The organism is Candidatus Jordarchaeum sp. (assembly GCF_052745115.1).
In genome coordinates this window covers 1-7,049 of record NZ_JBRAKS010000206.1, presented here as the reverse complement: position 1 = coordinate 7,049, position 7,049 = coordinate 1, and the positions used below count along the sequence as shown (strand labels likewise).

Here is a 7,049-nt window from a genome sequence, read left to right as displayed (position 1 = left end):
CAGGAACCGAACACCATCTGGAAGTGTCCTAGATGGGTAAGTTTCGGACAACGGTCTTTCATCCCATCAAGCTTTTAGGAACTCTATCGCTCTTTTAACCCCGTCTTACTCTACCTGAAGAAGCATCGTGCTGTGTATTATCGTGGATAACCAGTTATGTCCCAAAAATACCCTCAACCAGTATCTTAGCGTTATAAAAAGTCACCACAATGGCATCTCTGCCGTGCATCCTATTACTTTCGGTTCATGCTTGTATGAGACTATCATTAAGTCATTTCACATTTCTTGAGTAAACGCTCCCATTCTTGGTCTGTCAATCTTTGGATTTCGTCGATTACTTTTTCGAATTTAGCTGTGAATAAGTGTCTGAAGCGTCCCTGCGTTCTTAGATATTCTTTCACTGACTTCTTTTTCTCAGGGTTTAGAGCTAGGGCCTTGCTTGGTGCTGATAGCCTATATTCGCCGTTTATTGCCTCCCACAGTGGAAATATGCAGGTTTCCACGGCTAGGTGTGCGATTTCCATAGTTTTGCTCGTGCCGTGTTGCCATCCCCTCGGACATGGTGCAAGTGTGTGCAGAAATGCTGGGCCTTTCACCTCCATCCCTTTTCTGGCTTTTGTGATAAGGTCTTCCCAGTAGTATGGTGAGGCTGTGGCAACATAGGGTGCATTATGGGTGACCATTATGTATGCGATAGGCTTCTTGTATTGAAGTTTCCCGGGTGCGAATGTGCCCGCTGGCGATGTGGTTGTCGCGGCTCCGTGAGGTGTTCCTCCGCTCCTTTGAACACCCGTGTTCATGTACGCCTCGTTATCGTAGAGCACGTAGAGAAAATCATGTCCCCTTTCAACGGCTCCGGATAGGGCTTGGATTCCTATGTCGTAGGTTCCTCCGTCTCCGGCGAAGGCGACAATGTCTATTTGTTCTTCCTGGTTTATTTCTCCCTTCCTTTTGAGTGCTTTTATCGCTGCTTCAATCCCCGAAGCGTTTGCAGCCACGTTTTCGAAGGCGGTGTGTAACCACGGTGCGTCCCAAGCCGTGTATGGATAAATCGTTGAGATAACCTCCATGCAGCCTGTTGCATTAGTAACTATTGTTGGGCCTCTAACCGCTTTCATTACCAGTTTCAGAACAATGACCGCTCCGCATCCGGCACATGCTCTGTGTCCGGACATGAACAAATCTGTTTTTTCAGCTATGTCTTTTGCGGTGAATTTCCACTCAGAAAAAGCTTCAATTTTTTCCTTCATAGTTTCACTCCCTTAAATCAACAAATCTGACAGGAGTCTCAACGCGTCCTGCTTCAAGTATCCTTCGTAGTTCTTCGTAGATTTTTCGTATTTGGCTTGGACTGGTGTCTCTTCCACCTATACCATAAATGTAGTTAACTACAATTGGATGATTTGATGAATCGTAAAGTGCGTGGTGAACTTCGCGGAATACTGCTCCACCATGTCCTCCAAAACCCATGTTTCTATCCATGACTCCCACCGCCTTAACGTTTTCAAGCGTTCTAACTATTCCTTCAAAGGGTAAAGGTCTGAAAGTGCGGATTCTAAGTAAACCCGCTTTCACTCCCTCTGCTCTAAGGTCATCTACAACTGTTTTTACAGTCCCAGCTGTTGAGCCCACGCACACCGTGGCTATTTCAGCATCTTCAAGCCTATACGCGTCAAGAAGTCCATCTCCGTACTGTCTTCCACTGATCTTCCCGTACTCCTCATTTATTTGCTGAACGATTTCCAGTGCTTTTCTCATGCCTTCTTCCTGCTGTCTCTTATGTTCAAAATAGTAATTTTGTAAATCCAGTGATCCAATGGTTATCGGATTTTTAAAGTCAAGCTTAAAGGGTACATTTTTACCTTGATGATTTGTCACAAGTGGGAATTTACGTTTTCCAACAAAATTTCTGACGGTATCATCTGGAAGAACTCTCACGTTTTCCAGCGTGTGGCTCAGCGTGAAGCCGTCCAAGCAGACCATAATCGGCAACATAATTTCCGGGTGTTCAGCTATTCGGAAAGCTTGAATTGTGGAATCGTAGGCTTCCTGTGAATTTTCTACATACACTTGTATCCAGCAACTGTCCCTCTCAACCATGCTGTCTGTATGCTCACAGTGAATATTTGCCGGCGAAGAAAAGGCCCTGTTAACAACCACCATAACCACCGGCGCCCGACATCCAGAAGTCACATAAAGAATTTCATGCATTAACGCTAATCCCGCCGACGCCGAGGCTGTAAAGACTCTCGCACCAACCGCAGAAGCAGCCAAACATGCTGACAACGCACTATGCTCCGACTCAACACAGATGAACTCCGTGTTAACTTCTCCTCTTGCAACATACTCGCTGAATCTCTCAACGATTATTGTTTGGGGGGTTATAGGATAAGCCGCCACCACATCAACATCTGCTTGTTTGAGAACATATGCAACCGCTTCGTTTCCATTCAAGGCTAAAACCTTTTGCTCAACAACCATTTTTTTCATACTTCCCTTTCCATGATTATGGCTTTACATGGACACTCATTTTCACATATCCCGCAACCTTTGCAAAAATCATAGTTACATTCTGGTCTATCACCATTCAATTTTACCGCAGAATCTGGACAGAAAATTGCGCAAAGCCCGCATACTCTGCAGTAACCGCAACTGAAGCATCTCTCAGCCTCCCTTTTGGCATACTCCAAGCCTATATCCGGAACCTCCTCCGCATCAAAAGCTTTTATTCCCTTCCGCGGATTATGTTCGATGGTTTTCATCCTTCCCGCCGATTCGTAGTATGCAAGGTTCATCTCTTCAAATTTAACTGGTTCTTCAAGTGCTGGTTCCGGCTTGATCTCCTCTCCCCTCAGGTACTGGTCTATACTTTTCGCCGCTTTTCTACCAGCGGCTACGGCTTCAACAACTGTTGCCGGACCAGACGCAAAGTCTCCCGCAGCAAAGACATTCTCAGCAACTAGGTACGTTGACTCGTTTACCTTTATCCCTCCTTTTTCATTAAGGAATACTCTTGGAATCCATGTTGTGTCGGGAATCTCACCCACCGCTTTAATTACTGCGTCAAACTCCAAAGCGAAATCTGACCCCTCAACTGGTATTGGTCTCCTCCTTCCAGTTTCATCCGGTTCCCCAAGTTGCATCTGTATGCATTTAAGCACGATTTTACTGTTCTTCCTAGACGCTTCCACTGGCTGAGTTAAGAACTGCAACTGCACCCCATCCTGTTTCGCCTTCTCTATTTCCTCGGAAATTGCAGGCATCTCCTTTTCGCTCCGTCTATAGAGAATCACTGGATTCGCACCCAACCTTTTCAGAGTTCTAGAAACGTCTATGCTGACATTTCCCCCACCTATTACGGCCACGCTCTTTCCTGGAGACCCTCTTAATCCCTCATTTACTCCTTTTAAGAATTCCAATCCGGGAATCATCAACTCTTCGCCCAGTATCCCCATCTCCACCTCTCTCCATACGCCCGTAGCTAACAAAACAGCATCATATTCTCTTCGGACGTTCTCAAAGCCCACATCAACACCAACAGTGATGTTTGTTCTAATTTCAACCCCGGCCTTTGTGAGTGCTACAACTTCCTTTTCAACCACCTGTTTGGGAAGCCTGTACGGAGGTATCCCGTATGTTAGCACGCCCCCCGGTTTTTCCTCTCTTTCAAATATGATCACCCTATAGCCCATTTTTCTCAGATAGTAGGCTCCCGAAAGTCCACAAGGTCCGGAACCTATTATCGCAACTCTTTTCCCGTTTTCCGGGGATAGAGAACGGGTTAGAATCTCACCCTTTTTATCCAGGATGTAATCGCCTAAGAACTGCTCCACGGCTCTAATGGAAATCGCTTCATCATACTGACCACGATTGCAGCCCTGACCACAGAATTGGGGACAAACTCGGCCAGTAACTGATGGTAAAGGGTTAGTCTCCAAAAGTATCTCCGCCGCTTGGTTAAGATTTCCCTCCCGAATTTTTCCCAGAAACTTGGGAATATGATTCCACGCAGGACAATTATACATACACGGCGATACACGCTCAACCCAAACCGGCTTAACACTCCTCCAATCTCCGGTTAAATAATCTGTGCTCGGCTTCCAGCACACGCCCGCTATTGGAATCTCATTCCAACTCTTTTTTTCTTGAGATTTCACTCCGATTTCACCTCCTTATACGCTTCCCTCATAACAGAAATGTTTTTCTCGGCGGTATCACTCCCAAAACGCTCCCTGACCACACTTTCAAGACTCTCCAAACTGACTACCCCCGTTACACGAGCAACTGCACCCAGCATCGCAGTGTTCATAATTGGCCTACCCAAAATCCTAACAGCAAGCTCCGTCGCCGGAACAACCCAAACCCTGCCCCCCTCAAACTCCATTACACTCCGAATTTCAACCGGTTCCCCCCTAGAATTCACCACAACAGCACCACTTTCACTCAACTCCTGAGCAACCGGAACAGTCTTGATCAAAGTCTGATCCAAAACCACCACCACATCCGGCTCGTACACAGGACAATGCAGTCGAATCGGCTCATCACCGATCCTTGTAAAGGCCGCTATCGGTGCGCCCATTCTCTCAGGACCAAACTCTGGAAACGATTGAACATACTTTCCCTCGTGAATAGCAGCACGTGCCAAGAGTTCGCTTGTTGTCCAAACTCCTTGACCTCCTCTGCCGTGCCACCGAACCTCAAAGAGTTTACCCACTTCAAATACACTCCATTACTCCTTCTAATTTAGAGAAATAAACACATATACATTTTTTAAATCAACCCTTTTACATCTTCCCCCCAAGATAAACAGGATTAGACTTTACTTATTTGATTCTTACGTCTTTCAGATTTGTGAATTTTTCAACAGATTATCTTTAATTGCAAGCTTTAGTAAAGCTCTACTGTTATACCGCTACACCGCAAGACCTAAATACTGCTACATTGCATTCAATAATGAAAAAGAATAGCGCAATTAGGAGTTGCCAACCTTAATGGCAAAGCAGAAAACATCATTTATAGTAGATCGTGAACTCTGGAAACAGTGGACTCTCTTCGTTGTTAACAAAAGGGGAACTGCTCGCAAGCTAAGTGAAGAGCTAGAGATGGCTTTAAAAGAGTACATGAATAATCATAGAAGGTAGGAAAAATGATTTCGACGAAAACTAAGATCATAAAAATCGGACATGACAGGACATGTAATTGTGCGCCAAACCACATCAACTGCATGACTGCAAAAGAGTGGATTCAAAGCCAAGTGGCAATTTGGGAACTCTACTACGAGAAGAGAGATATTCGAGACAAGAATATCCACCCAGCTGTATTCCCAATAGCTTTACCCAAGAAATGTATTCAGTTGTTCACACATGAAGGCGAACTAGTCTTAGACCCTTTTGTAGGTACTGGAACAACTCTCCTAGCGGCGTTCGACTTAAACCGCAATGCTATTGGCTTTGACCTTAAGAAGGAATATGTTGACTTAGCAAACAAGAGAGTCGCTCAAGACAAATTAGACATATGGAGCGGCGGGCCCACTAGTCAACAAATAGCTATCTGTGATGATGCTCACAACATAGCAGAATACATTGAACCTGAAACTGTAGCTTTAGTTGTTACCTCACCTCCCTATGCCAATATGTTGAATAGACCCAGATTAAACAAGAGCATAAGAGGAGACCTCAGGAAAAACGAGCAATTTCTTAGAGTTCAACAGTACTCAAATGACGCTCGAGACCTAGGCACCATGGAACCAAAAAAATACGCCGAGACTTTGGGCGAAATCTACAAGGTAATTCTACCTCTCATGAAGCCGAAAGCCCACTCGGTAATTAACGTTACAGACCTATGGTGGAAAGAAGGGAAATATGGGAAAAGGATGCTGGTTCATCTCTATGTAATAGAAGAGATGGAAAAAGTAGGATACGAGTTGAGAAACATTATTATCTGGGATAGAAGAAACTTGGTGAACAAGGTTGGAATATTTGGGTGGCCCAGCAATTACATCACTTTGGGAACGACGTTTGAGTATATTCTGGATTTCTGGAGACCATCCTAAGGGATTTTTCCAGTCTTGACGAATTGAGCCATGTCTCGACCGAACAAAGTGTTTAATTTAAAACGTTTTGTCTTATAGCGGATCTGCGTCAAGAGGTCTGGCGGCACATAGCAGTACCCTGAAGTCTTAACACATAGGTTTTCCAAGACTTGGATATTTGATTCTGTGAATTCGCTTGCTTGGTTGAAGAACCCGAATAGACTATCTCCATCAAAAGCCAATCCCCTTGTACCCCGTTCTCTTAAACTTACATTTTTCACTTCAACTCTATGCTTTGATATGCAAGACTGAATATCTGAATGAAAGATAATGAAATCTGTCCGCTCCTTTCTTTTAACGAAATGGTGATCCTTTTCAAGACCAGACTTTTCTAACTCTCTTTGGACACAGAGTTCGGCGAGATTGCCGGATAAAGGCTGAAAAGCTTGGCTGACGCGTCTAGAAACTTCTTCCATAAAGTTGCTATATTCCTTATCTCCGACTACGATAGGTTCCAAGAGTTTCTTCTTTACATTAAGGCGAATATCTTTCGGCAGTTTGAGTTCCAAAAGTATCTCATCAACCCTTCTTTCATAATACTCAGATCTGTATCGGAGCATCAACTCAAAGGTCTTAGCGTGAAGAGCGTTAACATCTAGGTTAGGGTCAGCGCTTAGAGCTTCGCGAAGTATTTGCTGACCTGAAGGGATGCTTGACCTAGTCCTACCCAAGATTTACCACAGTTATGTCAAAACAAAACTTGTATTTAAAAACTTCGCACTGAAAAGTATTAGCATTATCAATTCTTATAATCTTAAAAGCGTGCATTGAATAATAACGCGCTAAGCAAAAAGAAGCGAATTGCCTTCACTAGTTTTCTTGGCTATTATATGTCATCAGAAATACCAGAAATAATCTAGAGATCCGAAAAAAATTTGAATAGAAGAAGAAATCAGGGAATTACTATCAATAATAGGGGAATTTTTGAAGAAAAATCATCCATTCGCCCTCTTCCTGG

General features: G+C 44.1%; 7 protein-coding genes. 2 read left to right on the top strand and 5 right to left on the bottom strand.

What is annotated here, in order from left to right:
* Positions 1–266 precede the first annotated feature (266 nt).
* From ACUVXA_RS13725 to ACUVXA_RS13710, 4 genes are read right to left on the bottom strand one after another with little or no spacing between them, the layout of a single operon-like run.
* Positions 267–1,250: a thiamine pyrophosphate-dependent enzyme gene (locus ACUVXA_RS13725; RefSeq protein WP_445871844.1), complete on the bottom strand. Its 984-nt coding sequence runs from the start codon at positions 1,248–1,250 to the stop codon at positions 267–269.
* 4 nt (positions 1,251–1,254) lie between these two features.
* Positions 1,255–2,481, bottom strand: coding sequence for a transketolase C-terminal domain-containing protein (locus ACUVXA_RS13720; protein ID WP_445871843.1), 1,227 nt, complete (start codon positions 2,479–2,481; stop codon positions 1,255–1,257).
* A 5-nt stretch (positions 2,482–2,486) separates the two neighbouring features.
* Positions 2,487–4,157 (bottom strand): FAD-dependent oxidoreductase, encoded by a 1,671-nt coding sequence (locus ACUVXA_RS13715; RefSeq protein ID WP_445871842.1) that lies wholly within the window; start codon positions 4,155–4,157, stop codon positions 2,487–2,489.
* On the bottom strand, positions 4,154–4,714 hold the full coding sequence (locus tag ACUVXA_RS13710) for a 2-oxoacid:acceptor oxidoreductase family protein (RefSeq protein WP_445871841.1): 561 nt from the start codon (positions 4,712–4,714) through the stop codon (positions 4,154–4,156). The genes ACUVXA_RS13715 and ACUVXA_RS13710 overlap by 4 nt, the downstream gene beginning before the upstream one ends.
* Positions 4,715–4,991: 277 nt before the next feature.
* Here ACUVXA_RS13710 and ACUVXA_RS13705 point away from each other — a divergent pair, with 277 nt between their 5' ends.
* Together ACUVXA_RS13705 and ACUVXA_RS13700 are read left to right on the top strand one after the other, a co-directional pair.
* Complete coding sequence (locus ACUVXA_RS13705; protein WP_445871840.1) at positions 4,992–5,141, top strand: hypothetical protein; 150 nt, start codon at positions 4,992–4,994, stop codon at positions 5,139–5,141.
* Between the two features lie 5 nt (positions 5,142–5,146).
* Positions 5,147–6,052, top strand: coding sequence for a DNA methyltransferase (locus tag ACUVXA_RS13700; RefSeq protein ID WP_445871839.1), 906 nt, complete (start codon positions 5,147–5,149; stop codon positions 6,050–6,052).
* Here the strand turns inward: ACUVXA_RS13700 and ACUVXA_RS13695 are convergent.
* Positions 6,049–6,762, bottom strand: a complete 714-nt coding sequence (locus ACUVXA_RS13695; protein WP_445871838.1) for a hypothetical protein — start codon at positions 6,760–6,762, stop codon at positions 6,049–6,051. The genes ACUVXA_RS13700 and ACUVXA_RS13695 overlap by 4 nt on opposite strands.
* Between the last annotated feature and the right edge of the window lie 287 nt (positions 6,763–7,049).